Source organism: Bacteroides sp. MSK.20.12 (genome assembly GCF_019052435.1).
Classification (GTDB): domain Bacteria; phylum Bacteroidota; class Bacteroidia; order Bacteroidales; family Bacteroidaceae; genus Bacteroides; species Bacteroides xylanisolvens.
Genome location: NZ_JAHQVH010000108.1, coordinates 1 through 521, shown reverse-complemented (window position 1 = coordinate 521; position 521 = coordinate 1). Strand labels below are relative to the sequence as shown.

Genomic DNA, 521 nt, shown 5'->3' with positions numbered 1-521 from the left:
CTGAAGCCATTTTATGGCGCTTTGAAAACGAAGGACGGGTATATAAAGTTCGCTCTGCTTACCGGCGTGACAAAGTTTGGCAAAGTCAGTGTATTCAGCGACTTGAACAATTTGGATGATATTTCAATGTGGAATGAGTACGTCGAAATTTGTGGTGTCAGCGAGCGTGAAATCCATGAAAATCTGGAAGCGGAACTACATGAATTTGCAGCAGCACGTGGAATAACGTATGATAAACTTTGTGAAGATTTGAGAGAATGTTATGATGGCTATCATTTTACGCACAATTCAATCGGCATGTACAATCCGTTCAGTCTGCTGAACGCTTTCAAGCGTAAAGAGTTTGGTAGTTATTGGTTTGAAACGGGCACGCCTACCTATTTGGTGAAATTGCTAAAAAAACATCATTATGACCTGGAGCGGATGGCACATGAAGAGACCGATGTCCAAGTGTTGAACAGTATAGATTCTGAATCCACCAATCCCATCCCGGTAATTTATCAGAGTGGATACCTAACCAT

At 41.7% G+C, this 521-nt stretch carries 1 protein-coding gene; it reads left to right on the top strand.

The features are described 5' to 3' along the window. The coding region (locus tag KTR06_RS24355) for an AAA family ATPase (protein ID WP_217290896.1) at positions 1-521 on the top strand (521 nt) is incomplete at both ends.